The following is a 25,701-nucleotide window of genomic DNA, read 5'->3' as shown; positions in this document are numbered from 1 at the left end:
TCCTAGCGGGCGGGCACTTTCCGGCTGCCGTTGGCACGCGTCGCCTCGATCACCGCGCTGAGTGGTGGCAGGGTCGTCGCGTTCTCCGGCGGCTGGATCCACGTGCGATAGCCGGTGCGTTCGTCATCCGGTGAGGGCAGCACGACCTGGCTCCCGGTGCAGGCGACGGTCGCGTAGAGCCGGAACAGCTCGGCGGAGATGGCCGCGCTGAGGGTATCGGGCCGGGCGGGGCCGGTGATGAAGGTCCAGCGCCTGGCTCGCGGATGGTGCACCACCGGTGCCGCGATCTGCGCCTGGGCGAGCTGCTGCTGCACCTGTTCGCCCAGCTCTGCGGGCATCGTTATAGCGCCGTAATGGGTGCCGATATGGAGGAGGATGCGGCGGGACGTCGGGTCGATCGATGCCTGCATATGGAATTCACGCCGGTACTGCACACAGCGAACTTCCAGCGTCGAATCGACAAGAGTGGTCACGCAACACCCCCATTAGTGTCGAACCTGATTTGACCCACTGCTGTATCCAGCTTCCTCGGAGTGGTGGATTTCCCTGGGTCGAACTCGCCGGACCGCGTCGGGCCGGGTCGAACCGTTCCGCACTGAACTGCTCGAGTCGAAGTTGAACGATAGGAATCGGCTACATAACAATCTTGCGACCATTTTCAGGCCCGCGCAAGGTTTTGGTGTAAGTGTGTCTCGACTGGGTATATCTACCCGTTCGACTCTATGTGCGATGGATGAAATCCATTCGTGTGGTCACGAAAATAGGAATGAATAAATGTCGTCGGCGGGGAAGCGGCGACTTTTTCGCGCGGCAGTGCACTATTTCGCTTCGAAAAATAATTGCCGCTGGTTCGGCGCGGCCTGAGGTGCCCTGCGGTCTGCTTTCCCGGGGACTTGCCGAGCCACGGTATCGACCGACCGTTGGTTGGAACCGCAGTGTCGTCTACGACCCGGCGTCGTTAGGCTGAGGAGGGATCGGCGTACCGACGGGAATAGTCGCCGGATCCCGGCTGTTCGGCAACCGTAGAAACGACGCGACAGGGAGTCAAGGCATGTTCACAGGCATCGTCGAGGAACTCGGCGAGATCGTGGCCACCGAAGAGCTGGCCGATGCCGCTCGGCTGACGATCCGGGGCAAGCTGGTCACTTCCGATGCCGGACACGGTGATTCGATCGCCGTCAACGGCGTCTGCCTGACCGTTGTCGACGTGGTCGACGGCGATTCGTTCACCGTGGACGTGATGCAGGAGACGCTGAACCGCTCCAGCATCGGCGGACTCGGCACGGGTTCGCGGGTGAATCTCGAGCGTGCGGCCGCGCTGAACAGCAGGCTCGGCGGCCACTTGGTGCAGGGCCACGTCGACGGCACCGGCACCGTGCTCGCGCGCACGCCCTCGGAGAACTGGGAGGTCGTGCGGATCTCGCTGCCCGACGCGATCGCCCGCTATGTAGTGGAGAAGGGTTCGATCACCGTCGACGGCATCTCGCTGACCGTCTCGGGCCTCGGCATCGCCGACGCGCCCGCCACCGACGGCAATCGCGACTGGTTCGAGGTCTCGCTGATCCCGACCACCCTGTCCATGACGAACCTCGGTGCCGCCGCCGTCGGTACCAAGGTGAACCTGGAAGTCGATGTCATCGCCAAGTACGTCGAACGCCTCCAACAGCGCGGCTGACGGCGAGTAGACGCTGTGCTGAACTTGCCGCTCGCGCCCCGGCGGCCACCACGGAGCGAGTTTTGCGAGCGACCGTTCGCGGCCCGGCTCGCGGCCGCGCCGAAGGCGCTGCCACCGAACACAGCCGAGTGGCTGAAGCGCATACGGCGCAGTCGTATGTCTCGACCGCTCGGACGCGAGACAGCAGGGGGCCGCGAACACGCCGCGCCGCAGGTGCGGCAGGTTGAGCACAGTACTGTATGGGGGCACCTATTTCGAGATGGAGCACAACAGACGTGACCAGGTTCGACACCATCGAGCGCGCAGTCGCCGATATCGCTGCCGGTAAGGCGGTCGTCGTCGTCGACGACGAGGACCGTGAGAACGAGGGCGACCTCATCTTCGCGGCGGAAAAGGCGACCCCCGAGCTGGTCGCCTTCATGATTCGCTACACCTCGGGTTATATCTGTGTGCCGCTCACGGGTGAGGACTGCGATCGGCTCGGCCTGCCGCCGATGTACGCGCAGAACCAGGACAAGCACGGCACCGCCTACACAGTTTCGGTCGATGCCAGAGAGGGCATCACCACCGGTATCTCCGGCGCCGACCGTGCCACCACCATGCGACTACTCGCCGATCCGAACGCCAAGGCCGACGATCTGACCCGGCCCGGTCACGTGGTTCCGTTGCGCGCCAAGGAGGGCGGCGTGCTGCGTCGTCCCGGGCACACCGAGGCCGCGGTCGATCTGGCGCGGATGGCTGGATTGCAGCCCGCCGGTGTCATCTGCGAGATCGTCAGCCAGAAGGACGAGGGCCATATGGCCCGCACCGAGGAACTGCGCGTCTTCGCCGACGAGCACAACTTGGCGCTGATCTCCATCGCGGAAATGATCGCCTGGCGGCGCAAGCACGAGAAGCAGGTCATTCGGGTCGCCGAGGCCAGGATCCCAACGGCGCACGGCGAATTCAAGGCCGTCGGCTATCAGAGCATTTACGACGATGTCGAACATGTCGCGCTGGTGCGCGGCGATATCGATGACGGCGACGATGTGCTGGTGCGGGTGCATTCCGAATGCCTCACCGGTGATGTCTTCGGTTCGCTGCGCTGCGATTGTGGTCCGCAGCTGGACGCCGCACTGGAGATGGTGGCCCAGGAGGGGCGCGGTGTGGTGCTCTACATGCGCGGACACGAGGGGCGCGGCATCGGGCTGATGCACAAGCTGCAGGCATACCAGCTGCAGGATTCGGGCCACGACACGGTCGACGCGAATCTGCAGCTCGGTCTGCCCGCCGACGCCCGCGACTACGGCACCGGCGCACAGATACTGGTGGATCTCGGGATTCGGTCGATGCGCCTGCTCACCAACAATCCGGCCAAGCGAGTCGGACTGGACGGCTACGGGCTGAAGATCACCGAGCGGGTGCCGATGCCGTTGCGCGCCAACGCCGAGAACCTGCGGTACCTGCGCACCAAGCGGGACCGGATGGGGCACGACCTGATCGGGCTGGATGAACTCGATCTCGGCGAGACCGCCCAGTGATTTCTCACCTCGACGCAGCCTGGAAAGGACACCAGTGAGCGAGCGCAGCGAGCGAACCATGTCACAGCGCGCATCGCGCATGCCGGAGCCGAGCGTCAGCGAGTCGCAGGCATGAGTGGCACTGGCGTACCCAGCTTCGAGCTGTCGGATGCCAAGGATCTGAAGCTCGGCATCGTAGCCTCGCGCTGGCACACCCAGATCTGCGACACACTGGTCGCGAATGCGGAGCAGGTGGCCAAGGACGCGGGCGTCGAGCACATCACCGTGGTCCGGTGCGCGGGCGCGATGGAACTTCCGGTGGTCGCTCAGGAATTGGCCCGCTCACATGACGCGGTGGTCGCGCTCGGTGTGGTGATCCGCGGTGGCACACCGCATTTCGAATATGTCTGTGATGCGGTGACCGCCGGTCTTACTCGGGTGTCGCTCGATGCGGGTACGCCCGTGGCCAACGGTGTGCTGACCACCAATAACGAGGCGGAGGCGCTGGACAGGGCCGGATTGCCGGGCTCCGCTGAGAACAAGGGCGAACAGGCCGCCGCGGCAGCACTCGATGCCGCGCTGACGCTGCGCGCGCTGCGGCCGTAGACCATGCCGGTCGTTCGCATCTGGCGTAGAGGCCCGGCCGCGGCTGCCGAATCGGGCTCCGGCGAGTGGGAGCTCGAGGTGCGGCCGCATCGCGCGGTGCGGACCGCATGGACTGTGGCGGTGCTGCTCGTCGCTGGTTTCACCGCGGGCGGCATCCTGTTGCGCCACGGTTCGACCGGTGTGAACTTCCGCCTCGCGGACCAGTTCGCGATGATCGGCATCGGCGTGCTCGGTGCGGCGGCGGTACTCCTGCTGACCCGGCCGCGCATCCGTGTCGGCAAGCGCGGCATCTCGGTGCGGAACATCCTGGGTGACACCGAATTCCCCTGGGAGTACATCCGCGGCGTCTCCTTCCCGGACCGAAAGTCCTGGGCCCGCCTCGAGCTGGTCGACGACGACTACGTCCCCCTCATGGCGATCCGTTCCAACGACAAGCAACGCGCCGTCGAGGCCCTGGATGAGCTGCGCGCACTCGGCGCGAAATACACCGCCGCCGAGGAGTAGTCGGCAGCCGGATGTCAGCATGTCGCCGAGGCATTCGCTGACGATCCGCTCATGACCTACTTCTGGCCGATTGCGGTTCGCCGCCGAAAAGCGTTACCGCTGTTCTGAGATTCGCGCAGGGCGACCCGGCGCTCGGCGGCGGCCGGTGCTCTATCCGATGCGGTAGACCGGATAGAGCACCGCGGGTTAGCGGGTGTCGCCGAGGACGGCGCCTTCGCGTCTGGGATCCGCACCGCCGATCCAGCCTTCGGTACCGTCGCGTTGCAGTGCGCTGAGACCGCTGGATTGGGGGGCGACCGAGACCTGGTGGCCGAGTTCGCGCAGGCGTAGGACCAGTGGGTCGTGATCGCCGTTGTCGATGGCGTTGATGGCGGGATGTTCGCCGCCTACGCCGGTGGCCGGAGTGTTTCCGGCGCCGAAGGCGACCGCAGAGACCGCCTGCTGCGGGTCCAGGCCCCAATCCAGCACGCCGACAAGGGCTTTCACGACGAACTGGATGATCACCGAACCGCCGGGGGAGCCGGCGACCTGAGTCAGATCGCCGCGGGAGCCGTCGGCATTGTGGTCGAAGACCAGGGTCGGGCTCATCGAGCTGCGCGGCCGCTTACCCGGCTGCACGCGATTGGCGACGGGGGCGCCGTCGGTGCCGAGTGGATCGGCGGAGAAGTCGGTGAGCTGGTTGTTCAGCACGAATCCGTCGACGAGATGGAACGATCCGAAGGCCGATTCGACCGTGGTGGTCATCGAGGCGGCATTGCCGTACTTATCGACGACCGAGATATGGCTGGTGCCGTGCTCGGGCGGCTGCGGGCCGACACCGAGTGGCACCGGGCCGAAATCGCCCGGCTGCGCGGTGCCCATGCTGTGGCCGGGATCGATGAGACCGGCGCGCTGCTTCAGATAGTCCTTGTTCAGCAGGGTCTGCGGTGAATTACCCGGCAGCGGAATGAAATCCGTATCGGCGACGTACTTGTTCCGGTCGGCGTAGGCGAGCCGCTCGGCCTCCGAGATCAGATGCACCGCTTCGGCCTTCGGCTTGCCGCCGTTGCGGTCGATATTGTCCGGCTTCAGCGCGGACAGGTCGAAGTTCTCCAGAATGCCGAGGGTGGCCGCGACGGTGATGCCGCCCGAGGACGGGCTCGGCATACCGCAGATCTCGTGCGTGCGGTAGCTCGTGCAGAGCGCGGTCCGCTTCTTGGCCTGATATCCGGCGAGGTCGTTGGCGGTGATGAGGCTCGGGGTGCGCCCCCCTGCAGTGGATCCGGCCGCGTCGACGATGTCGTGGGCGATCGCGCCGGTGTAGAAGGCATTCGCGCCGTCGGTGGCAATGGCGTTCAAGGTCTTGGACATTGCCGGGTTGGTCAGTAGGGTGTCGGCCCGTTTCGGGGTGCCGTCCGGATTGAGGAAGTAGGCCTTCGCGGACTCGTCCACCGCGAGATCCTTGGCGGATTCGGCGATCTGACCGGCCAGGCGCGGACTGATCGGGAAGCCGCGATCGGCCAGTCCGATGGCCGGGTCGAAGAGGTCCCGCCAAGCGGTCTTGCCATGGTCGCGATGCGCCAGTTCCAGCATGCGCAAGACGCCGGGCACGCCGATCGAGCGTCCGCTCGCACGGGCACTCGGCTTCGGCTCGGTCCGATCGGTATCGCTGACCCAGCGCAGATAATTCTCGGTCGCCGCCGCTGGGGCGATCTCCCGACCGTCGTATGCCTCCACACTCTTGCTGGCCGCGTCGTAATAGAGCATGAACGAGCCGCCACCGATACCGGAGGCCTGCGGCTCCACCAACCCGAGCACCATCTGCGCCGCAATGAGTGCATCCGCGGCCGTGCCGCCGTTGCTCAGCACCTCACAGGCGGCCTTGGTAGAGACCGGGTTGGCCGTGGACACCGCGTAGGTCTTGGTGCGCACCGCCGTCATATCGGACCGATAGCCGGTCGCGATCTCGGGATTGGTGCTCAGATCCTTGGTCGCGCCTGGAGTCGCACCCGCTGAGGTCGCGACCACCGGGGTCCCGTTCGGCGTCGCACTACACGCCGCGTTCGCCGGTGTGTCGTCGGATGAACATCCGCTGACAACGCCGACGATGAGCGTGAGCGCCGCCGCGGCGCTGACCCAGGTTCTTCGCGTGCCACTCATGGACGGCACTGTATCGCCGATCGGCGAGCGTCGCGTGAAATCCGACGCTGTGGGCTCCCAGCGCTGGTGAGTTCAGCGAAAACGGTTAGCGGGCAATTGCATTGACCGCCCATTCGGTGCGGGATTCTCAGCGGAATTGGCGCTGAAGCCAATCCGCTCGCCCTTAAGGACAACCGTCGCAATCGGTAGGCTGGCCCGGTGGCGATCGAGGCAGTTCTTTTCGACTTCTCCGGCACGCTGTTCCGGCTGGAACCCGATGAAACCTGGGCCGATATGGTCGGGGCAGATAACAAACCCCTGGACCGGTCGCAGCAGGCTGCGATCCTGGATCGGATGACGACGCCCGTCGGCCACGGTGCAGTCTTCGATGCCGCGGGGCGGCTCGCCTGGGAGCGGCGGGATCTGGATCCGGCAATGCACCGCATGGCCTACTACGAGGTGCTGCGACAAGCCGGGGTGCCGACATCAGCGCTGATCGAGCAGCTCTATGACTGGATGCTGGACCCGCTGGCGTGGACGCCGTATCCGGACACCGACGCCGTCCTGAAAGTCCTGGCGGCACAGGGTATCCCGGTCGCTGTAGTGAGCAATATCGCCTTCGATATTCGCCCGGCGTTCGCCGCCAACGGTTGGGATCGGCTCGTCGCCGCGCACACGCTGTCGTTCGAAGTCGGTGCGGTGAAGCCGGATCCGCGGATCTTCCGGGCCGCGGTGGAACAACTCGGTGTGCGTCCCGAATCGGCGCTCATGGTCGGCGACAGTGCCGAGGCCGATGGCGGCGCGGTCGCGGCGGGCTGCGGTTTCGCGCTGGTCGATCCGTTGCCGACGGTGGAGCGCGCCGAAGGTCTGCTCGAGGTACTGCGGCGACACGAACTGGCCTAATGTTCGGTATGTGACCTACGACACACTCTGCTGTTCCTGAATGCCGAGTCCCCCGAACTGAATTAGCTTGCTGTGACGCCCACCACATTGCGGTGCGCAAGCTCGACGGGGAGTGGCCATGGATGATGCCGAGGCATATTTCGAATCGTCGGCCGTGCGGACGGCGCGGCCGGCCGGCCCGCCCGAATCGGTCCGCGCGGCCAGAGAGGCCGCATTTGGACTCGCGGGCTTCGGCCTCGCGTATCCGGTCGTCATGGGTCTGATCGCCGGGGACGAGGCGGCCAGATCCGCAGCGCTGCAATTCGGCTGCAGTTGGGTGCTCGGCCTCGCGGTGCTGGCCCTCGGTCGTGGGCCGCGGGTACGCCGCGTCGCGATTGTTTCGGTCATGCTGCAGTCCGTCGCGGTACTGAGGATTCACGTCGAGGCTGTCCCGGACTTGGCCCGGCTGGTCGTCGTCCTCTTCACGCTGGGCGCATCGGCGACGATCCTCTACCAGCTGTCGCGACCGGAAGCCAAGGCGTGGTTCGATATTCGGATTGCCGACGCCGAGTGGTGAACAGCTCGGATCAGGCCGGTTGTACGGATGGCTCGGCTGCCGCGAGATCGGACTGTGCTGATCGCGCGTAGCGCTGAGCGAGCACAGTGCAGGTCAGCAATTGGATCTGGTGGAAGACCATGAGCGGCAACACGATCAAGCCGACCGGATGTCCCGCGAACAGGACCGAGGCCATGGGGAGACCGGTGGCCAAGCTCTTCTTCGAACCGCAGAACACGGTGACGATCTGATCGGGGCGGGCGAAACCAAGGAGGCGACTGCCGAAGGTGGTAATCGTCAGGACTACGGCGAGAATGCCGGCGCAAACCGCGACGATTGCCAGTAGCGCCCGCGGCGAAATGCCGCTCCAGATGTGTTCCACCATGCCCGCGCTGAAGGCGGCATAGACGACGAGATAGACCGAACCGCGATCGACGGCCCTGGTCACCGTGGTATGCCGCAGCAGCCAGGTCATCCGGGGCCGCAAGAGTTGGCCCGCCAGGAACGGCAGCAGCAACTGAACGACGATCGCGAGGATCGCGGTGGGGGAGACGGTTGCGTTGCCGGTGGTGTCCATCAGCAGCATGACCAGTAACGGGGTCGCGAAGACGCCGATCAGATTCGACAGCGACGCGCTGACCACCGCGCCCGCCACATTCCCGCGGGCAATCGAGGTGAAGGCGATCGATGACTGCACGGTCGACGGCACCAGACACAGGAACAGCACGCCGGTGTAGAGATCGTCGGTCAGTACCGATGGCACCAGCGCGTGCAGCGCCAGCCCGATCAGCGGGAAGATCAGATAGGTCACCGCCAGCGCCGTCGAATGCAACCGCCAATGCCGCAATCCTGCCAGTGCCTCACGAGGCTCGAGCCGGGCGCCGTAGAGCAGGAACAGCACACCGATCGCGATCTTGGTGATCCAGTCGAGCGTATCGGCCGCGACACCCCGCGCGGGCAGCAGCGCGGCCACCGCGACGCTGGCCAGGATGCCCAGCATGAACGCATCGATCCGGAGTTTGGCGAGCAACTTCACCAGTAGACCGTACGACTCGGCCAATTGAACGCGAAAGGCGTTCAGATTGATATCTGTAAACGCAAACCGTGATAATTGGGGTGTGTTCGAACCCGAACTGCTGCGCACCTTCCTTGCCGTCGAGCGCGCGGGCGGATTCACCGCCGCCGGTCGGATCCTCGGCCTGCGTCAGTCCACCATCAGCGGCCACATTGCCCGATTGGAGAAGGCCGTAGGGCGCGAATTGTTCCGCCGCGATACGCGCAATCTCGCGCTGACCGCCGACGGTGCGGCCATGGTCGGCTTCGCCCGCACCATCCTCGACGCGCAGGGCCAGGCCGAGCGCTACTTCTCCGACTCCACCCTCACCGGCCTGATCCGGCTCGGCGCCTCCGATGATGTGATGGCCCGTGAACTCCCCGACGTACTCCTGGAATTCCAGCGCACCCATCCGGGGGTCGATCTGGAACTCACCGTCGGCCTGAGCGAAAACCTCAAAACCCGCATGGAGACCGGTGAACTCGACCTGGTCGTCGGCAAACGCCTGCCCGGTGAACGGCACGGCGAACTGTTGTGGCGTGACCGCCTGGTGTGGGCGGGCCGTTCGGCCACAACGGAATTCGACGATCCGGTCCCGCTGGTGACCTATCCGCCACCCAGCCTCACCCGCCGCATCGCACTGCAGGCTCTCGAACGCGACGTCCGCACCTGGCGTGTGACCTGTACCAGCGACAGTCAGCTCGGCTTGCGCGCTGCGGTCCTCGCCGGTCTCGGCGTCATCGTGCATGCCGAAACCCTGATCCCGGACGGTCTGTGCGTGCTCGCCGACCCGCGGCTTCCGGTGCTCGGCGACCTCGAATTCGTGCTGATGCGGCGGCGTACGACCCTGTCCGCGCCGGAGCAGGCGCTGTGCGACGCGATCGTCGCCAGTGCCCGCCGCTTCGGCTGAGCCGCGCCCGTGCGGATGTGTCGGAGCCGGTCGATAGGCTTGGATTCGTGGCAGATCCCGCGACCTACCGGCCGAAGCCGGGCACGATTCCCGTTGAACCCGGTGTCTACAAATTCCGGGACGCGCACGGGCGTGTGATCTATGTCGGCAAGGCCAAGAGCCTGCGCAGCAGGTTGAATTCGTACTTCGCCGATGTGGCGTCGCTGCATCCGCGAACCAAGCAGATGGTCACGACGGCGGCCAGCGTCGAATGGACCGTGGTCTCCACCGAGGTGGAAGCCCTTCAGCTGGAATACAACTGGATCAAGGAGTTCGATCCGCGATTCAACGTGCGGTATCGGGACGACAAGTCGTATCCGGTGCTGGCGGTCACCCTGAACGAGGAATACCCGCGGCTGTTCGTCTATCGCGGCGCACGCAAGAAGGGGGTACGGTACTTCGGGCCGTACGCGCACGCCTGGGCCATTCGGGAAACCCTGGATCTGCTGCTGCGGGTCTTCCCCGCGCGCACCTGCTCCAACGGAGTCTTCAAGCGGCACAACCAGATCGGGCGGCCTTGTCTGCTCGGCTATATCGACAAATGCTCGGCCCCGTGCATCGGCCGCGTCGATGCCGATGAGCATCGCCGGATCGTCGAGGACTTCTGCGACTTCCTGGCCGGGCGCACCGATCGCATGGTGCGCGACTTGGAGCGCCGGATGCACGACGCCGCCGAGGATCTGGACTTCGAAACCGCCGCCCGGCTCCGCGACGACGTTCAGGCGCTGCGGCGGGCACTGGAGAAGCAGGCCGTCGTCCTCGGCACCGGCACCGACGCCGATGTGGTCGCCTTCGCCATCGATGAGCTCGAGGTGGCGGTCCAGATCTTCCACGTCCGCGACGGCCGGGTGCGCGGTCAGCGCGGCTGGGTGGTCGACAAATCCGGCGACGCCATCGACGGGCAGGAGGCCGGTGGCGAGGTCGCCGCACTGGTCGAGCAGTTCCTCACCCAGTTCTACGGCGAGCAGGCCGCACAGGCCGAACAGGGCGAGGCCGAACAGGGCGAGGCCGAACAGGGCGAGGCCGAACAACCGGCCACCGCGGTGCCGCGCGAGGTGCTGGTGCCGGAACTGCCCGCCGATGCCGAACAGGTGGAGGAATGGCTGAGCAGACTGCGCGGCTCGGCGGTGCGGCTGCGGGTGCCGCAGCGCGGTGACAAGAAGGCGCTCGCCGAAACCGTGCAGCGCAATGCGATGGAGGCGCTGGCCCAGCACAAACTCAAGCGTGCGGGCGATCTGACCTCGAGATCCGCTGCACTGCAAGACATTCAAGATGCCCTCGATCTGGACAGCGCGCCGCTACGAATCGAGTGTGTGGATATCAGCCACGTGCAGGGCACCGATGTGGTGGCTTCGCTGGTGGTGTTCGAGGACGGCCTGCCGCGCAAGTCCGAGTATCGCCACTATGCGATCAAAGAGGCCGCGGGTGAGGGCCGCTCCGACGATGTCGGCAGCATCGCGGAGGTGACCAGACGGCGGTTCTATCGTCTGCGCCGCGAGCGGGACGAACTGGAGGCCGAGGAGCTGACAGCTGGTCCGGAAAACGGACACGTAGACGACGACCTCGAACTCACTTCACGCCCCGGCGTCGACCCACGCACGGGCCGCCCGCGCAGATTCGCCTATCCACCCAATCTCTATGTGGTCGACGGCGGCGCACCCCAGGTCGCGGCCGCCGCGGAGGTCCTCGACGAACTCGGCATCACCGATGTCGCGGTGATCGGCCTGGCCAAACGGCTGGAGGAGGTGTGGGTGCCGGGGGAGAGCGATCCGGTGATCATGCCGCGCAACAGTGAGTCGCTGTATCTGCTGCAACGGGTGCGCGACGAAGCGCACCGCTTCGCCATCACCTTCCACCGCAGCAAACGCTCCCGTCGGATGACCGCGTCCGCACTGGACTCGGTGCGCGGCCTCGGCGAGTCCCGCCGGACCGCGCTCGTCACCCATTTCGGGTCGGTCGCCAAACTGAAGGAGGCCACGGTCGAGCAGATCACCGAGGTGCCCGGCATCGGTGTGGCGACCGCGAAGGCCGTTTTGGCCGCATTGCGGGAGGAATAAGACACCTACGTTGTGTGTCTGCGCCCGATACCGGAACCGGTGCGGGATGATCGACAGGCACCCTGACACAGATCCGGTAGGACATGACACGCGTCGAATCGAACAACAGTGCGGGCAGCCCGCGGTCGACCGCTGGGCGGACCGGCCCCGCGGGCACCCTCGGCGCACCTGTCGAACGCGGCGACGGCAACCCAGCGCAGCCAAAGGTCGAGGTGGTCATCGTGACCGGCCTATCCGGCGCGGGTCGCGGTACCGCGGCCCGTGTACTCGAAGATCTCGGCTGGTATGTCACCGATAATCTGCCGCCCGAGCTGATCGGGCGGATGGTCGAACTCGGCGCCTCCGCCGAACCACCGATCCGCAGGCTCGCGCTGGTCATGGACGTGCGCAGTCGCTTCTTCACCGGCGATCTTTCGGCCGTCACCGATCAGCTGCGCTCCGCGGGCGTGCCGACCAGGATCCTGTTCCTCGAGGCGTCCGATGACGTGCTGATCCGGCGCTTCGGCTTCGCGCGCCGACGCCACCCGCTGCAGAGTGAAAGCGCCGACGGTACGCTCTCGGCGGGCATCGCTGCCGAACGGATCCGCCTTTCCGCCGTGAAAACGGCGGCCGACCTGGTGATCGACACGACCGAACTCTCGATCCACCAGCTGCACCGCAAGCTGGAGGAGGCCTACGGCGGCGGCGCGCCCACCGCACTGCAGCTGACGGTGCAGTCGTTCGGATTCAAGTATGGGGTTCCACTCGATGCGGACATGGTGTTGGATGTGCGTTTTCTACCCAATCCGCATTGGATACCGGAACTTCGGGAACATTCGGGACAGGAGACCGTGGTCAGCGAGTATGTATTGTCGCGTCCCGGCGCGGCCGATTACTTGAGCACCTGCCACCACCTGGTCGACCTGACGACGAATGGTTACCGCCAAGAGGGGAAGCGATACATGACGGTGGCAGTGGGCTGCACCGGAGGTAAACACCGCAGCGTGGCGATAGCCGAGGCGCTCGGCGAACTGGTCGGCTCGGAGACGGAGAAATCCGGTCCGGCCGATGTCGTGCGGGTTGTGCATCGGGATCTGGGGCGCGAATGACGGGGTGGGAATCGGATCCCGCCATAGTTGCGCTCGGTGGCGGGCACGGGCTGTACGCGACGCTCACCGCGGTGCGGCGGCTGACCAGAAAGATCAGTGCGGTGGTGACCGTCGCCGATGACGGCGGGTCATCGGGCAGACTGCGTGCCGAGCTCGGTGTGCCACCGCCCGGCGATCTGCGCATGGCCCTCGCGGCGCTCGCCGCGGACAGTGACGATGTGTGGACGCGCACCGTGCAGCATCGCTTCGGCGGCACCGGCGCGCTGGCCGGACATTCGGTCGGCAATCTGATCCTCGCGGGACTGACCGAGGTGCTCGGCGATCCGGTCGCCGCGCTAGACGAGGTCGCCAAGATGTTGCGAATCACCGGACGGGTGCTGCCGATGTCGCCCATCGCCCTCGATATCGAGGCGGATGTTTCTGGTCTGGAAGCGGATCCGCGGGTGAGCCGCTGCATCCGTGGCCAGGTCGCCATCGCGACGACCCCGGGCAAGGTGCGGCGGGTGCGGCTGATTCCGTCCGATCCGCCCGCCAGTCCGGAGGCAACCTCGGCCATCGAACACGCCGATGTCGTTGTGCTCGGCCCGGGTTCCTGGTTCACCAGCGTGATTCCGCATGTGCTCGTGCCCGAATTGCGTGACGCGCTGGTCTATACCAGAGCACGCAAGGTCCTGGTGCTGAATCTGGCTGCGGAGCCCGGAGAAACGGCGGGTTTCTCCGCGGAACGCCATCTACATGTATTGTCCCAGCACGCACCGGAATTCGTGGTCGACGAGGTACTGGTCGATTCCGGGTCGGTGCCGGAGGGTCGCGAAAGAGAACATGTGGCCAGGGCTGCCGAACAATTGCGGGCGCGAGTAACCTTCTCCGATGTCGCCGAAGCGGGAACCGACCGGCATCACCCCGGAAAGCTTGCCGCCGCACTGGATCAGCTGATCCGGCAACCTCGGCCACATATGGCAGGGCTTCGAGTCGAGGGACGGCACATGGGTCAGGATGTGCGTTCCGGGTTGGGTGGAAAGGAGCGCGTCTCGTGGCGATGACAGCCGAAGTGAAGGACGAGCTGAGCAGGCTCACGGTCTCGCAGGTGAGTTCTCGCAAGGCGGAATTGTCTGCGCTGCTGCGGTTTGCGGGCGGCCTGCACATCGTCGGCGGGCGGGTGATCGTCGAGGCCGAGGTGGATATGGGTTCCATCGCGCGCCGGCTACGGCGCGAGATCTTCGAGCTGTACGGCTACGGCTCCGATGTGCACGTGCTCGGCGCGGGCGGTTTGCGCAAGACCTCGCGCTATGTGGTGCGGGTATCCAAGGAGGGCGAGGCGCTGGCCAGACAGACCGGCCTGCTCGATGTGCGCGGCCGTCCGGTGCGCGGTCTGCCCGCGCAGGTGGTCGGCGGCAGCATCGGTGATGCCGAAGCCGCTTGGCGCGGAGCGTTTCTCGCACACGGCTCGCTCACCGAACCGGGTCGCTCCTCGGCGCTCGAGGTCAGCTGCCCCGGTCCGGAGGCCGCGCTGGCACTCGTCGGTGCGGCGCGCCGGCTCGGCATCACCGCCAAGGCGCGTGAGGTGCGCGGCACTGATCGGGTCGTGGTGCGCGACGGCGAGGCCATCGGCGCACTGCTGACTCGGATGGGTGCGCAGGACACCCGGATCGTCTGGGAGGAGCGCAGGCTGCGGCGCGAGGTGCGGGCCACGGCGAACCGCCTGGCCAATTTCGACGACGCCAACCTGCGCCGATCGGCCCGTGCCGCGGTCGCCGCCGCCGCGAGAGTCGAACGTGCACTGGAGATTCTGGGCGACGAGGTGCCCGACCATTTGGCCGCGGCGGGCAAGCTGCGGGTGCAGCACCGCCAGGCGTCACTGGAGGAACTCGGCCAGCTCGCTGATCCGCCGATGACGAAAGACGCTGTGGCAGGCCGAATTCGACGGCTGCTGTCGATGGCGGACCGCCGGGCCAAGGAGTTGGGCGTACCCGATACCGAATCGGCCGTCACCGCCGAACTGCTCGACGAAGCGTGAGGCGAATCGCCGTCCGGATGGGCGGCGATTCGTATTTTCCGAGGCCGGGCTGTCCACCCGGCTTACGGTCCGAGGTCCGGCGCGCAGGCCGCCGCGGTCGCGCGTGTCGGACCTGCTCGGGCCGCATCTGGGTCGGGTGAGCACCGGGTTCCATGGTGAGCCGAAACAAGGGTGTGGACGGCGGATTAGTGCGCTGAAACCACACGTACGGGCGTCTGCGCAGGTCCCGCGTCCTCACGAATGCCAGGTACGTGTCGGAGAGAGTACGGCCGGGCACTAGTGTGGTTATGGCATCGGAATGAATCCGCTTGAAAGCTGAGGAGCGATAACGTGACTGTCCGGGTTGGTATCAACGGCTTCGGCCGTATCGGACGTAACTTCTTCCGGGCGGTGGAGGCGCAGAAGGCGCTCGGCACCACCGACATCGAGATCGTCGCGGTCAACGACCTCACCGACAACGCGACCCTCGCTACGCTGCTGAAGTACGACTCGATCCTCGGCCGCCTGCCGCAGGACGTGTCGCTGGACGGTGACGACACCATCGTCGTCGGCGAGCAGCGGATCAAGGCGCTGGCCATCAAGGAGGGCCCGGCCGCCCTGCCGTGGGGTGACCTGGGTGTCGACGTGGTCGTCGAATCCACCGGCATCTTCACCGACGCGACCAAGGCCAAGGGCCACATCGCCGCCGGCGCCAAGAAGGTCATCATCTCCGCGCCCGCCAAGGGCGAGGACCTCACCGTCGTCATGGGTGTCAACGACGACAAGTACGACGGCAGCCAGAACATCATCTCCAACGCCTCCTGCACCACCAACTGCCTCGGCCCGCTGGCGAAGGTCCTCAATGACGAGTTCGGCATCGTCAAGGGTCTGATGACCACCATCCACGCCTACACCCAGGACCAGAACCTGCAGGACGGCCCGCACAAGGATCTGCGCCGTGCCCGCGCTGCCGCGCTGAACATCGTGCCGACCAGCACCGGCGCCGCCAAGGCCATCGGCCTGGTGCTGCCCGAGCTGAACGGCAAGCTGGACGGCTACTCGCTGCGCGTCCCGATCCCCACCGGTTCGATCACCGACCTGACCGCGGATCTGGCCAAGAAGGCCACGGTCGAGGAGATCAACGCCGCGTTCAAGGCCGCCGCCGATGGCCCGCTCAAGGGCATCCTGAAGTACAGCGTGGACCCGATCGTGTCCAGCGATATCGTCACCGACCCGCACTCGTCGATCTTCGACGCGCCGCTGACCAAGGTCATCGACGACCAGGTGAAGGTGTACTCCTGGTACGACAACGAGTGGGGCTACTCCAACCGCCTGGCCGACCTCATCGGCCTCGTCGGCAAGTCGCTCTGACGCGCATGGCAGTCAAGACACTCCAGGACCTGCTGAGCGAGGGTGTCGAGGGTCGGGGCGTACTCGTGCGCTCCGATCTGAACGTCCCCCTCGACGAGAACGGCGAGATCACCGATCCGGGGCGCATCATCGCCTCGGTGCCGACGCTGAAGGCGCTGGTCGAGGCCGGCGCCAAGGTGGTCGTCACGGCGCATCTCGGCCGTCCGAAGGGTGAGCCGGACCCGAAATTCTCCCTTGCCCCGGTCGCGGTGAAGTTGGCCGAGCTGCTCGGCCGCAATGTCCAGCTGGCCGGTGACGTCGTCGGCTACGACGCGTTGTCGCGCTCGGAGGGCCTCACCGACGGCGATGTACTGCTGCTGGAGAACGTGCGCTTCGATCCGCGTGAGACCAGCAAGGACGACGGCGAGCGGGCCAAATTGGCCGCGGCCCTGGTCGAGTTGGTCGGCGATGATGGCGCGTTCGTCTCCGACGGCTTCGGTGTGGTGCACCGCAAGCAGGCTTCGGTCTACGACGTGGCCAAGCTGCTGCCGCACTACGCGGGCACGCTGGTCGCCGCCGAGGTCGAGGTGCTTGCCAAGCTGACCGAGAACTCGGAGCGCCCGTACGCGGTCGTGCTCGGCGGCTCCAAGGTCTCCGACAAGCTGGCCGTCATCGAGGCACTCGCACCCAAGGTCGACACCCTGGTGATCGGCGGCGGCATGTGCTTCACCTTCCTTGCCGCACAGGGGCTTTCGGTCGGCGGCTCGCTGCTGCAGGAGGAGATGATCGAGACCTGCAAGGGCCTGCTGGAGCGCTACGCGGATGTCATCCACCTGCCGCGCGATATCGTCGTCGCGGATAAGTTCGCGGCCGACGCGGATTCGAAGGTGGTGCCCGCCCACGAGATTCCGGACGGCTGGCTCGGATTGGATGTCGGTCCCGAGTCGGTGGACCGGTTCGCGGTACTACTCACCGAGGCGAAGACGGTGTTCTGGAACGGCCCGATGGGCGTATTCGAGTTCGAGAACTTCGCCGCGGGTACCCGGGGTGTCGCCGAGGCGATTGTGACCGCGACGGGCAAGGGTGCTTTCACCGTTGTCGGCGGTGGCGATTCGGCCGCGGCCGTCCGCGCGCTCGGCCTGCCCGAGGACGGTTTCTCGCACATCTCCACTGGTGGCGGGGCATCCCTGGAATACCTCGAGGGCAAGGAACTGCCCGGCATCGCGGTACTGGAGGACTGAACCATGGCACGCAAACCGCTCATCGCGGGCAACTGGAAGATGAACCTCAACCACCTCGAGGCCATCGCCCTGGTGCAGAAGATCGCCTTCGCGCTGCCGGAGAAGTACTTCGCGAAGGTCGACGTCGCGGTCATCCCGCCGTTCACCGACATCCGCAGCGTGCAGACCCTTGTCGAGGGTGACAAGCTGCTGCTCACCTATGGTGCGCAGGATGTGTCGACCCACGACGAGGGCGCGTACACCGGTGAGATCAGCGGTGCCATGCTGGCCAAACTGGGTTGCACCTTCGCGGTTGTCGGCCATTCGGAGCGGCGGCAGTACCACTCCGAGGACGATGCCACCGTGCTGGCCAAGACCAAGCAGGCGCTGAAGTACGGGATCACCCCGATCGTGTGCATCGGTGAGGGTCTCAATGTCCGCGAGGCGAAGACCCACGTCGAGTACAACCTCGAGCAGTTGCGTGGCTCGCTCAAAGGTCTGACGGCCGAAGAGATTTCGAAGATCGTCATCGCCTACGAGCCGGTCTGGGCCATCGGCACCGGTAAGGTCGCCACCCCCGCCGACGCGCAGGAAGTCTGCGGTGCGATTCGCGCGGAACTCGTCGAACTGGCCTCGGCCGAGGTCGCGGCGGGTGTGCGGGTGCTCTACGGCGGCTCGGTGAATGCCAAGAACGTGGGCGAGTTGGTCGCGCAGACCGATATCGACGGCGCGCTTGTCGGCGGTGCGTCGCTCAAGGGCGACGAATTCGCCACGCTGTCCGCGATTGCCGCGGGTGGTCCGCTGCCCTGACGGGTGAATGTTCGAATCAGCCCGGTAGCACGCCCGATCGCGTGTTGCCGGGCTGATTCGCGTGGAAGCCGAGGGCACCTTCGGCGGCAAGCCGTACTACCGGCTCGGCACTCTCGGCTATTCGCCGACCGACGACCGCTACGAATGGTCGACGGTGGACAGCGTGACGCCGATGATGATGACCTACAAGGGCACCAAGGCCAGCGGCAGCGCCGCCGGCATCGAGGTGGCGGGGGAGTTCACCGATCCGGGTGTGCTCGGTCCGCAATTCATCGGCAAGACGATTCCGATGCGGACGGTGATCAAGCTGGAGTCGGCCGATCGGGTGACCATGGAGCTCTAATTCGCTCCCGCCCGGGGAGGCGGAGCGAATTGCGGACCGGGTGATCCTGACGCGGAAGTAGTCGGGATCAGAGGTGGTTCACTATGAAACCGCTGGCGGTGAGCGCCAGCTCCAAAGGTTCGTCGTGCGGGTCCATCGAGACTTCGGCGGTCCGCACGTCCGGATAGTGCACGTGCAACCGGTACAGGGTGCCGCGCAGGAGGTGGGCGAGTTCTGCGGGCTGCTTGGTGGCGTGCACGATGTACAGCCTGGCTGTGGTATCGGAGATGCCGACCGAGCATTCGGCCAGGAGTGCGCCGTCGGGGTCGATAAAACCCAAAGTGAAGGTGGTGTGCAGGAATTCGTCTCGCGCGGCGAGTAGCGCGGTGACGGTATCCATATCCGAGCCGCCGTGTTCGGTGCGGCGGATGCGGCCAGCGGCGGTGTAGAGCTCGGCGTAGCGGACGAGGGTTACCGGGGACGGCGGCGCGGGCAGCTTCTCGATATGGGCGGACGGAAGATCCGGCCACGGACCGATCTCGGTATGCCAGGTGCGTTTGCGGTCCGGGTGACGGAGATCCGTTGTGCGGGAGGCGTTTTGGTTCACGGCTATGCCGCGCGCAGGGTCAGGCCGAAGCGGTTGGTATTGCGCAGGATCAGATTGTCCGCGTCGATGGTCGCCGTTGTCTTGCCGTCGAGGGCCTTCAGCACCGCCTGCTCGACCTCCATGATCTCCGGCGCGCACGCCATCTTCGTGGTGCCGATCTGGAACGTGACGTCCGGGCCGTTGGCGGTGGGCGATGCGGTGGCGTGACCGGTCATGCGATTGCATCCCGCGCTGCCGACGACCGCGCCGTCCGCCGCGATGGTGAGCGTCGGCTTCACATCGTCCAGCGTCTGGGAACGGATCTGCGCATCGGGCGTCATCAGGGCGGAGACGATCCATGTCGTGCCGATGAGCGGTTTATCGGGTTGAGCGATCTTCTTGTCCAGCAACGTGACCGTTGTTTCCTTTCCGGTCAGCGTCAGTGTCGAATCGTCGACCCGCCATTTGGGTAGCGACATCAGCACTTTGTCCTGCCAGCTATCGGCCTGGCTGCGTTCATCCGGACAGGCCATCAGGGTGCTCGAGAGCGTGCCGATATGCAGGATCCCATCGGTCAGATCCACCGTGCCATCGGCCGTATTGCAGCCGGAGTTCGCCGAGATCTTGCCATCGGCGAAGGTGAGCGTCATCGGTCCGCCGCCCGGAATCTGCTGCCCCTCGACCCCGGTCGAGACAAAAGTGCGTCCCATCGGCGACCCCGCCGGTTTGTTCTCCTTCTCATCGTCCCCCGAACACCCGGCCACCAGACCGGCCGCCATAGCCAGAAAAATCCCGACGCGCACCGTTGTAGCCGACATGTAGCCGATGGTACGGCCGTTGCCGCTGGAAACCGCGCAAATCGGCTGGCCGTTGGGCGGGTGCGACCGTCGAAACAGGTAGTGGGTTACTCGTGTCGGTGTGTGGGGGCGGGCACAGACTTGATTCCGGAGCACGGATCGTTGCTGGGCGATCGGCGTTTCGGAGAGGTGGTTATGAGAAGCGAGGCACGAGCGTTCCTTGTCGCGGTGGCCGCGGCGGGTGTGCTCGGCGTGGTGGCGGTACCGCTGGCGGTGTCGGCGCCTACGACAACCTCGCCTACGCCGATCACCGGACAGGCGGGGCCGTGCACTACGGCTCGCACGGCGGTGGGGGAGTCTTGTCCGCGTCCCGATCCCACTTTCAACGTTGCGCCGACCCGCGCGGAACGCGGCACACAGATCACAGTGAACGGCAGTTACTGGCCGTGTAACGTGATCCGGCTTACCCCGAGCTGGTCCGGTTCGCCGCAGAACGCGTCGGTCTCCCAGGGGGTGTTCGCCACTTCCATTGCCGTGTCCAATCAGGCCGCAACCGGCCCCCAGACGATCAGCGCCGCCTGTGGCGAGGCATCTGCAGTCCGGCAGATCACGATCGATCCTCGCTCCGGCACGACTACCACCACCAAGCCGATCACGACGACCACCGAGCCGATCACGACGACCACCACACAAGCAGCTGTCGCGGAAACATCTGACGCGCCGACCGCAGGGTCAGCGGTGGACGATCCGCAGCGGGGCAACCACTTCGGTGCAGTGTTGGGAATCGGCTTGTTACTCTTCGCCGTCGGTGTGGCGACGCTCGTACTGCGCCAGCGGCGTAAGGCAGCCGATCGGTCGCGCGCGTACCACCGTGATCCGCGCCCGCCGTTGGTACGCGTGCAGGTGGCCGGGGACCTGCGGCGGTCGATTCATATTCGGGAATTCATGCGCCCCACTGTTCCGGCTGTTCACGTTCGGCTGAGTGTCGGTGAGCCGCAGCTGCACATCAGGGAGGTTTCGCGATGACGAGGCCGATATCGATCACGGCTCGGGCGGTATTGTTCGGGCAGGTGGAGCGTGAGGTCGTCGAGGGGGAGTTGGCCGAGCGCCTGGGCGCGAGCGGTGTCGAGCAACTGGCTTTGCGCAGAACACCGGTCGCTACCGAGGTCCTGCGGTCGGCGGCGCTGCGTGAGGTGGCCAGGGCGGTGGACGGGTTGCTCGAGGTTGATCTCGGCGGGGTCGCGGTCGCGGGTTGGCGTCGCTACCAGCGGCTGCACAGTGCGGCGATGCGAACCCGCGCCGGCGGAGTCGAACAGGTCGAGTTGTTCGAACACGAGGTCACTCGGAGCTACTGTCCGCGCCTCGAGGTAACCGTCGACGGCAGCCAGGTGGGCGAATTCGAGCTCGAACTCTGTGTCACGGTGCTGGTTCGACCACTCGTGGCAACCGTTCGTGATGGCATGCTGGCGGCGTTGGGACCTGGTGACTGCACTGTGTCGGTCTCGATCGGCGCACCGGAAGTCGGGCCGATCATCGAGCGTGAACATCCGATCCCGCTGGCGACCATGGTCGATCTGCGGCGGCCGATCCCGCTCGTCGACCACCAGTCGCCCCGGCCTGCCACCGCATCGACCCGAGCCGTGCCGAGGTCATAGTCACCATATTCGCACTAATGGTGAACGGCACGTAGTTCGACCCGTCGCTATGCTCGGGCCAGTGACCACTGCCGATGCGACGACACCTGTATCCACCTGGGCGCCGTTACGGTCGCGAATCTATCGGGCGCTCTGGATCGCGCAGTTGGTCTCGAATCTGGGTACCTGGATGCAAACCGTTGGGGCGCAGTGGATTCTGGTCGATGCGCCCAATGCTGCGACGTTGGTGGCATTCGTGCAGACGGCGACGACATTGCCGGTGATGCTGTTGTCGATTCCGTCGGGGGTGTTGGCGGATCTGTTGGATCGCCGCAGGTTGTTGGTCGGGGCACAGTCGGCGATGGCGGTGTTGGCGGCCGTGCTCGCGGTGTCGACAGCGACCGGGCACACCACTCCGGGCGTGCTGTTGACGTTGCTGTTCCTGCTCGGGTGCGGGCAGGCGTTGACGGCGCCGTCTTGGCAGGCGATTCAGCCGGAACTCGTTGCACGCGAACAGATTCCGTCCGCTGCAGCGCTGGGCAGTATGAATATCAATATCGGGCGCGCGGTCGGACCCGCCATCGCGGGCGTACTGGTCTCGGTGTCCGGACCGACGCTGGTGTTCGCGCTGAACGCGGTGTCGTTCGTCGGCATCGTGACGGTGCTGCTCAGCTGGCGAAGACCGGCGAAGGAACAAAAGCTGCCCAGTGAACGTCCGCTGGCGGCGCTGCAGGCGGGCACCCGGTTCATTCGCGCCGCGCCCGCGATCCGGCGGGTGCTGTTGCGCTCGATTCTGTTCATAGCGCCGGCGAGCGCGGTGTGGGCGCTGCTTCCGGTCATCGCCCGCGACGAACTCGGTTTGTCCTCATCGGGCTACGGCCTGCTGCTCGGCGCGCTCGGGCTCGGCGCGGTGACGGGTGCGGTCGGCTTGGGTCGGGTCCGTGCGCTGTTGACACCCACGCAGCGCTTGACCGCGGCCGCGGTTCTGTTCGGCATCGCCTCGGCGGGTGCGGCGGTGCTACACAGTGTGCCGGTGGTGCTGGTGCTGGTGGTCGGGGCGGGATTTGCCTGGCTGCTCGCGATGTCGACGATGAACTCGACCATGCAATTGCTGCTGCCCGCATGGGTGCGGGCGCGCGGGTTGTCGGTGTACATGCTGGTGTTCATGGGCGGCCAGGCACTCGGTTCGCTGGTGTGGGGTCTGGTCGCGGGTGCGGTGGGGCCGGTGACCGCACTGCTGGCGGCCGCTGTGCTGTTGGCAGGCTCCGCGCTGAGTTCGGTCTGGCTACCGATCCGCCACAATGCGGAGGAAATGGATCTGAGCCCGAGTGCCTTCTGGCCGGAACCGCAGCTCGTGGTCGAACCGGATCCCGAGGACGGCCCCGTGCTGGTGTTGCGCACCTACGATGTCCCGCCGGAGAAGGTCGACGAATTCCTGGCCGCGATGGTGTTCGTCGGACGGTCCATGCAGCGCACCGGCGCGATGGAATGGCGGCTGTATCGCGACGTCGGGGTGGTCGATCGCTATGTCGAGGCGTTCGTGGTGCGTTCCTGGTCTGAGCATATGCACCAGCATCAGGTGCGGCTCACCGCCCAGGACCAACTGCGCGAGCGCGCCGTCGCGGAGTTCATGATCGGCCAGGACACCACCACGCACCTGGTCGCGGTGGACACACCGTAGGTCGCGTCGAGCCGGGGCGATTATGCCGGTACCGGCGCGCACCCATAGACTGTCCGGCATGCGGATGTTCCTGGATATCCTCCTGATCGTCACCAGCGTGCTGCTGGTGCTGCTGGTGCTGCTGCACCGTGCCAAGGGTGGAGGTCTGTCCAGCTTGTTTGGTGGCGGTGTGCAATCCAGCCTGTCGGGTTCGACTGTCGTCGAGAAGAATCTCGACCGCATCACCATCTTCACCGGCATGATCTGGCTCATCGCCATCCTCGGCATCGGCCTGGAGATCAAGTTCGCTTGAGTTGCCTGGCGACGATGACGGCTGCCGCTGTCGCCGCCGCCAGCACGAGGGTCGCGATCACGAAGGCCATCGCATAGCCGTCGCCGATTACCGGTGCGACGACCAGGGGCCCCAGCATCTGCCCGGCGCCGTAGCCTGCGGTGAGTGTGGCCGCGGCCCGGTGGTCGGTCAATTCGATGCCGATCTGGATCGCGAGCATGCAGATACCCATGAACGTCCCGCCGAACAGCGCCGCCGCGATAACCGCCGACCACATGGTCGTCGACCAGGCGAGCAGGGCCGACGAGGCGCACTGCGCGAGTAGCCCGAAGACCAGGGCGGTCGTCGGTGTCCAGCGATGTGCGGCAATGCTCCAGAGCACCGCCGGTGCGGCAGCCGCGCCGACGATCACCCACATCGCCGAGCCCACGGTGGCGTTGTGTGCGCCGACGGCGGCGACCAAGAAGGTGCCGATCACGATATAGCCGACGCCTTCGAGCGAGTAGGAGATGAGCAGCGCGCGCCAAGCCGTGCTTTTAGGTTTCGCATGGACCACCTCGGCGCTCCGCCCGCCGTGAATATCCAGTCGGAAGGCGGGCAGCAGTAGTAAGGCGGTCAATCCGGCGGCGCCGAGCCACAGACCCTGCCAGGACAAGACCGGCTGCGCGGCCAGCGCGAGCAATCCGGTGAGCGCGATACCCGAGCCGACCCCGCCGAAGGCGATGCCCGCAGCGTGCGCGCGGCCACCGAGTCGAGCGATCGCGCCCGCGCAGCCGACGAAGATCACCGCGCTGGCCAACCCCGCGATCAATCGAAGCAGCGCGGGTATCACGGTCGGGCCGGGCAATACGACCAATGCTTCACTGACCACCAGGATCGCAGCCGAAGTGCGAAAAATATTGCGGCTGTTCATATCCGGACGACGTGCGAGTAGCACCGCGCCCGCGAGATAGCCCGAATAGTTGGCGGCGGCGATGAGCGCGCCATCGTGGGCATCGATGCGGTGCGCGTCCACCATCGCGGGCAGCAGCGGTGTGTAGGCGAAGCGCCCGACACCGACGGCGCCGGCGAGGCCCGCACCTGCGGCGAGTGCCGGTGCCAGGGTGCGGCGCGGGGTGTCGAGGAGAGCTGATGCGGTCACAAGATCCGACGGTATGGTCCGCTGACAAGCCTGTGAAATGCTTTCTGTGCACGATGTATACGCTCGACGCATGGATATCGAGGTGCGGCACCTGCGGGCATACGTCGCGCTCTGCGAGGAAGCGAACTACACCCGCGCCGCCGCCCGGTTGCACCTCAGCCAGCCCGCGCTGACCCGAACCATCCAGCAGTTGGAGCGCCTGGTCGAATGCCGGTTGATCGAGCGCACGTCCCGGCGCTTCGATTTGACCGACGAGGGAGCCGAGCTACTCGAACACAGCAGACGCATCATCGGCGATATCGAGACCGTCCAGGCGGATCTGCGCATGCGCGCCACGATCGAGGTCGGATTCTCTTGGCTGCTGCCCGATGCCTGGTTCGCCGCGATCCGCACCCGCTACGAGGCGCTTGGCGGCCGGATTTCGCTACGCCGCGTGGAGGATCCGATGGCGGCGCTCGACGACCGTTCGATCGATATCGCCATCCACCGCAACGATATCTGGCTGCCGCACCATCTCGAATCCCGCGAAATAGGTTCGGAGCAGCGAGTTCTGGCGGTTTCAGTGCATTCGCCGCTGGCAACCGCGGTCGAGGTGCGCTGGGCCGATCTCGCACACTTTCCGCTGGTGGCCAATACCGTTTCCGGCACCACCAATGCCGAATCGTGGGACTCGCCCGATCCGAATCGCACCGTCATCACCTGCACGAATTTCGACGAGTGGATCGAACTCGTCGCGGCCGAACGCGGTATCGGGATAGTGCCGGTGCTGGCGCGCTCTCGGGCACCGCATCCGGGCGTGGTCTATGTCGACATCGTGGATGCGCCGCGCTCGCATATCTATCTGACCTGGCGGATCAAGCCGACGCCGTTGCGATCGGTGCAGCGTTTCCTGATGCTGGTCTGAA

The 25,701-nt window shown here is 66.0% G+C and carries 26 protein-coding genes; 20 read left to right on the top strand and 6 right to left on the bottom strand.

Annotated features, from left to right (window positions below; translation table 11 throughout):
• Positions 1–2: 2 nt before the first annotated feature.
• Positions 3–473 carry a hypothetical protein gene (locus tag OIE68_RS14605; protein ID WP_327099917.1) on the bottom strand — a complete coding sequence of 157 codons (471 nt, stop codon included), beginning with the start codon at positions 471–473 and terminating at the stop codon, positions 3–5.
• 578 nt (positions 474–1,051) lie between these two features.
• On the opposite strand from OIE68_RS14605, the gene OIE68_RS14600 reads away from it, so the two are divergent.
• From OIE68_RS14600 to OIE68_RS14585, 4 genes are all read left to right on the top strand, one after another.
• A complete protein-coding gene (locus tag OIE68_RS14600; RefSeq protein ID WP_327099916.1) occupies positions 1,052–1,675 on the top strand; it encodes a riboflavin synthase in 624 nt (207 codons plus the stop codon).
• Between the two features lie 275 nt (positions 1,676–1,950).
• On the top strand, positions 1,951–3,195 hold the full coding sequence (locus OIE68_RS14595; protein WP_327099915.1) for a bifunctional 3,4-dihydroxy-2-butanone-4-phosphate synthase/GTP cyclohydrolase II: 1,245 nt from the start codon (positions 1,951–1,953) through the stop codon (positions 3,193–3,195).
• A 111-nt stretch (positions 3,196–3,306) separates the two neighbouring features.
• Complete coding sequence (ribH, locus tag OIE68_RS14590) at positions 3,307–3,780, top strand: 6,7-dimethyl-8-ribityllumazine synthase (protein ID WP_063043207.1); 474 nt, start codon at positions 3,307–3,309, stop codon at positions 3,778–3,780.
• 3 nt (positions 3,781–3,783) lie between these two features.
• Positions 3,784–4,284, top strand: coding sequence for a PH domain-containing protein (locus OIE68_RS14585; RefSeq protein ID WP_327099914.1), 501 nt, complete (start codon positions 3,784–3,786; stop codon positions 4,282–4,284).
• A 186-nt stretch (positions 4,285–4,470) separates the two neighbouring features.
• On the opposite strand, the gene OIE68_RS14580 is transcribed toward OIE68_RS14585, so the two are convergent.
• Positions 4,471–6,423, bottom strand: a complete 1,953-nt coding sequence (locus OIE68_RS14580; RefSeq protein WP_327099913.1) for a gamma-glutamyltransferase family protein — start codon at positions 6,421–6,423, stop codon at positions 4,471–4,473.
• A gap of 198 nt (positions 6,424–6,621) precedes the next feature.
• On the opposite strand from OIE68_RS14580, the gene OIE68_RS14575 reads away from it, so the two are divergent.
• Together OIE68_RS14575 and OIE68_RS14570 are read left to right on the top strand one after the other, a co-directional pair.
• Positions 6,622–7,305 carry an HAD-IA family hydrolase gene (locus OIE68_RS14575; protein ID WP_327099912.1) on the top strand — a complete coding sequence of 228 codons (684 nt, stop codon included), beginning with the start codon at positions 6,622–6,624 and terminating at the stop codon, positions 7,303–7,305.
• A 118-nt stretch (positions 7,306–7,423) separates the two neighbouring features.
• Positions 7,424–7,861: a hypothetical protein gene (locus OIE68_RS14570; protein ID WP_327099911.1), complete on the top strand. Its 438-nt coding sequence runs from the start codon at positions 7,424–7,426 to the stop codon at positions 7,859–7,861.
• A gap of 10 nt (positions 7,862–7,871) precedes the next feature.
• On the opposite strand, the gene OIE68_RS14565 is transcribed toward OIE68_RS14570, so the two are convergent.
• Entirely contained in the window at positions 7,872–8,876 is a 1,005-nt protein-coding gene (locus tag OIE68_RS14565; protein WP_327099910.1) for a bile acid:sodium symporter family protein, read from the bottom strand.
• 82 nt (positions 8,877–8,958) lie between these two features.
• Between OIE68_RS14565 and OIE68_RS14560 the strand changes: the two genes are divergently transcribed.
• From OIE68_RS14560 to OIE68_RS14520, 9 genes are all read left to right on the top strand, one after another.
• A complete protein-coding gene (locus OIE68_RS14560) occupies positions 8,959–9,804 on the top strand; it encodes a LysR family transcriptional regulator (protein ID WP_327099909.1) in 846 nt (281 codons plus the stop codon).
• A gap of 47 nt (positions 9,805–9,851) precedes the next feature.
• Positions 9,852–11,900, top strand: a complete 2,049-nt coding sequence (uvrC, locus tag OIE68_RS14555; RefSeq protein WP_327099908.1) for an excinuclease ABC subunit UvrC — start codon at positions 9,852–9,854, stop codon at positions 11,898–11,900.
• Between the two features lie 83 nt (positions 11,901–11,983).
• Positions 11,984–12,988, top strand: a complete 1,005-nt coding sequence (gene rapZ, locus OIE68_RS14550) for an RNase adapter RapZ (protein WP_327099907.1) — start codon at positions 11,984–11,986, stop codon at positions 12,986–12,988.
• Positions 12,985–14,031 (top strand): gluconeogenesis factor YvcK family protein, encoded by a 1,047-nt coding sequence (locus OIE68_RS14545; protein ID WP_040692079.1) that lies wholly within the window; start codon positions 12,985–12,987, stop codon positions 14,029–14,031. Before rapZ ends, OIE68_RS14545 begins: the two co-directional genes overlap by 4 nt.
• Positions 14,022–15,005 carry a DNA-binding protein WhiA gene (gene whiA / locus OIE68_RS14540; protein ID WP_040692075.1) on the top strand — a complete coding sequence of 328 codons (984 nt, stop codon included), beginning with the start codon at positions 14,022–14,024 and terminating at the stop codon, positions 15,003–15,005. Before OIE68_RS14545 ends, whiA begins: the two co-directional genes overlap by 10 nt.
• A 330-nt stretch (positions 15,006–15,335) precedes the next feature.
• Entirely contained in the window at positions 15,336–16,355 is a 1,020-nt protein-coding gene (gene gap, locus OIE68_RS14535) for a type I glyceraldehyde-3-phosphate dehydrogenase (RefSeq protein ID WP_327099906.1), read from the top strand.
• A 5-nt stretch (positions 16,356–16,360) separates the two neighbouring features.
• Entirely contained in the window at positions 16,361–17,575 is a 1,215-nt protein-coding gene (locus OIE68_RS14530; RefSeq protein ID WP_040692070.1) for a phosphoglycerate kinase, read from the top strand.
• Positions 17,576–17,578: 3 nt separating this feature from the next.
• Positions 17,579–18,364, top strand: a complete 786-nt coding sequence (gene tpiA, locus OIE68_RS14525) for a triose-phosphate isomerase (protein WP_327099905.1) — start codon at positions 17,579–17,581, stop codon at positions 18,362–18,364.
• Positions 18,365–18,425: 61 nt separating this feature from the next.
• Complete coding sequence (locus OIE68_RS14520) at positions 18,426–18,707, top strand: DUF1579 family protein (RefSeq protein WP_327099904.1); 282 nt, start codon at positions 18,426–18,428, stop codon at positions 18,705–18,707.
• A 67-nt stretch (positions 18,708–18,774) separates the two neighbouring features.
• Here OIE68_RS14520 and OIE68_RS14515 read toward each other — a convergent pair whose 3' ends face one another.
• Both OIE68_RS14515 and OIE68_RS14510 read right to left on the bottom strand, forming a co-directional pair.
• Positions 18,775–19,293, bottom strand: coding sequence for a hypothetical protein (locus OIE68_RS14515; RefSeq protein ID WP_327099903.1), 519 nt, complete (start codon positions 19,291–19,293; stop codon positions 18,775–18,777).
• A gap of 2 nt (positions 19,294–19,295) precedes the next feature.
• The gene (locus OIE68_RS14510; protein WP_327099902.1) at positions 19,296–20,090 is read right to left on the bottom strand and encodes an META domain-containing protein; all 795 of its coding nucleotides are present in this window, start codon (positions 20,088–20,090) and stop codon (positions 19,296–19,298) included.
• A 174-nt stretch (positions 20,091–20,264) separates the two neighbouring features.
• Here OIE68_RS14510 and OIE68_RS14505 point away from each other — a divergent pair, with 174 nt between their 5' ends.
• The 4 genes from OIE68_RS14505 to secG are packed head-to-tail and all read left to right on the top strand — an operon-like array spanning position 20,265 to position 23,676.
• Positions 20,265–21,095: a hypothetical protein gene (locus tag OIE68_RS14505; protein ID WP_327099901.1), complete on the top strand. Its 831-nt coding sequence runs from the start codon at positions 20,265–20,267 to the stop codon at positions 21,093–21,095.
• Positions 21,092–21,724 carry a hypothetical protein gene (locus tag OIE68_RS14500; protein WP_327099900.1) on the top strand — a complete coding sequence of 211 codons (633 nt, stop codon included), beginning with the start codon at positions 21,092–21,094 and terminating at the stop codon, positions 21,722–21,724. Before OIE68_RS14505 ends, OIE68_RS14500 begins: the two co-directional genes overlap by 4 nt.
• A 49-nt stretch (positions 21,725–21,773) precedes the next feature.
• Positions 21,774–23,384, top strand: a complete 1,611-nt coding sequence (locus tag OIE68_RS14495; RefSeq protein WP_327099899.1) for an MFS transporter — start codon at positions 21,774–21,776, stop codon at positions 23,382–23,384.
• Positions 23,385–23,442: 58 nt separating this feature from the next.
• Positions 23,443–23,676, top strand: a complete 234-nt coding sequence (gene secG / locus OIE68_RS14490; RefSeq protein WP_040692092.1) for a preprotein translocase subunit SecG — start codon at positions 23,443–23,445, stop codon at positions 23,674–23,676.
• Here secG and OIE68_RS14485 read toward each other — a convergent pair.
• Entirely contained in the window at positions 23,663–24,796 is a 1,134-nt protein-coding gene (locus tag OIE68_RS14485) for a YbfB/YjiJ family MFS transporter (RefSeq protein WP_327099898.1), read from the bottom strand. The two genes, secG and OIE68_RS14485, sit on opposite strands and share 14 nt — an antisense overlap.
• A 70-nt stretch (positions 24,797–24,866) precedes the next feature.
• Here OIE68_RS14485 and OIE68_RS14480 point away from each other — a divergent pair, with 70 nt between their 5' ends.
• Complete coding sequence (locus OIE68_RS14480) at positions 24,867–25,700, top strand: LysR family transcriptional regulator (RefSeq protein WP_327099897.1); 834 nt, start codon at positions 24,867–24,869, stop codon at positions 25,698–25,700.
• Position 25,701 lies beyond the last annotated feature (1 nt).

This window comes from Nocardia vinacea (assembly GCF_035920345.1).
Lineage (GTDB): Bacteria > Actinomycetota > Actinomycetes > Mycobacteriales > Mycobacteriaceae > Nocardia > Nocardia vinacea_A.
The sequence above is the reverse complement of the archived record's forward strand: the minus strand, read 5'-3'. Positions and strand labels throughout refer to the sequence as shown.

What these genes read in the sequence shown, in the direction of transcription:
- OIE68_RS14600 (WP_327099916.1), top strand. Translation starts at nt 1,052, where the DNA reads ATGTTCACAGGCATCGTCGAGGAACTCGGCGAGATCGTGGCCACCGAA.
- ribH (WP_063043207.1), top strand. Translation starts at nt 3,307, where the DNA reads ATGAGTGGCACTGGCGTACCCAGCTTCGAGCTGTCGGATGCCAAGGAT.
- OIE68_RS14585 (WP_327099914.1), top strand. Translation starts at nt 3,784, where the DNA reads ATGCCGGTCGTTCGCATCTGGCGTAGAGGCCCGGCCGCGGCTGCCGAA.
- OIE68_RS14580 (WP_327099913.1), bottom strand. Translation starts at nt 6,423, where the DNA reads ATGAGTGGCACGCGAAGAACCTGGGTCAGCGCCGCGGCGGCGCTCACG.
- OIE68_RS14570 (WP_327099911.1), top strand. Translation starts at nt 7,424, where the DNA reads ATGGATGATGCCGAGGCATATTTCGAATCGTCGGCCGTGCGGACGGCG.
- rapZ (WP_327099907.1), top strand. Translation starts at nt 11,984, where the DNA reads ATGACACGCGTCGAATCGAACAACAGTGCGGGCAGCCCGCGGTCGACC.
- OIE68_RS14545 (WP_040692079.1), top strand. Translation starts at nt 12,985, where the DNA reads ATGACGGGGTGGGAATCGGATCCCGCCATAGTTGCGCTCGGTGGCGGG.
- OIE68_RS14530 (WP_040692070.1), top strand. Translation starts at nt 16,361, where the DNA reads ATGGCAGTCAAGACACTCCAGGACCTGCTGAGCGAGGGTGTCGAGGGT.
- tpiA (WP_327099905.1), top strand. Translation starts at nt 17,579, where the DNA reads ATGGCACGCAAACCGCTCATCGCGGGCAACTGGAAGATGAACCTCAAC.
- OIE68_RS14510 (WP_327099902.1), bottom strand. Translation starts at nt 20,090, where the DNA reads ATGTCGGCTACAACGGTGCGCGTCGGGATTTTTCTGGCTATGGCGGCC.
- OIE68_RS14505 (WP_327099901.1), top strand. Translation starts at nt 20,265, where the DNA reads ATGAGAAGCGAGGCACGAGCGTTCCTTGTCGCGGTGGCCGCGGCGGGT.
- OIE68_RS14500 (WP_327099900.1), top strand. Translation starts at nt 21,092, where the DNA reads ATGACGAGGCCGATATCGATCACGGCTCGGGCGGTATTGTTCGGGCAG.
- OIE68_RS14495 (WP_327099899.1), top strand. Translation starts at nt 21,774, where the DNA reads ATGCTCGGGCCAGTGACCACTGCCGATGCGACGACACCTGTATCCACC.
- secG (WP_040692092.1), top strand. Translation starts at nt 23,443, where the DNA reads ATGCGGATGTTCCTGGATATCCTCCTGATCGTCACCAGCGTGCTGCTG.
- OIE68_RS14480 (WP_327099897.1), top strand. Translation starts at nt 24,867, where the DNA reads ATGGATATCGAGGTGCGGCACCTGCGGGCATACGTCGCGCTCTGCGAG.